This window comes from Bradyrhizobium sp. Kon37 (assembly GCF_055807535.1).
Genome location: NZ_JBVVOY010000105.1, coordinates 1 through 578, shown reverse-complemented (window position 1 = coordinate 578; position 578 = coordinate 1). Strand labels below are relative to the sequence as shown.

The following is a 578-nucleotide window of genomic DNA, read 5'->3' as shown; positions in this document are numbered from 1 at the left end:
ACTTTTACTGATTGATAAGTAGCATCAGTCCATCCGCAGGACTGGTGGTGCCGGCAAAATGCTGACCCAACACATGCGTATAGATTTGCGTGGTCTTAACATCGTTATGCCCTAAGAGTTCTTGCACAGTGCGAATATCACGCCCCGCTTGTAATAGATGCGTAGCAAACGAGTGACGAAATGTATGACAAGTGACACGCTTGCTAACGATGCCTGCTTTTTGTACGGCTGCCTTCAATGCCTTTCGCGCAACGGAGTCATGCAGATGATGGCGGCATAATTTGCCGTTATACGGGTGGTTGCAGAGCGTGCTGGAGGGAAAGACAAACATCCACGCCGCTTGTCGATAAGCAGAAGGGTATTTGTGATCTAAAGCAAAAGGCAGCGATGGCCCTACGCCTTGTAAGTTGTCGTCTTGCTGAATAAGCCGCGCTTGCTCAATGAGTTATTTTATTGCTGGGATTAGGCGCGTGGGCAGTAGGCTGTTTCTGCTTTTCCCACCCTTACCGTCATGCACAGTGATGCAGCCATTATCAAAATCAAAATCTTTAACCCGCAAACGCAAGCATTCATTAATG

1 pseudogene is annotated in these 578 nt (G+C 47.9%); it reads right to left on the bottom strand.

From position 1 onward, the window contains the following. Positions 1 to 4: 4 nt before the first annotated feature. A pseudogene (gene intI2 / locus AC0L3J_RS37280) lies at positions 5 to 578 on the bottom strand (class 2 integron integrase IntI2); the annotation flags it as partial.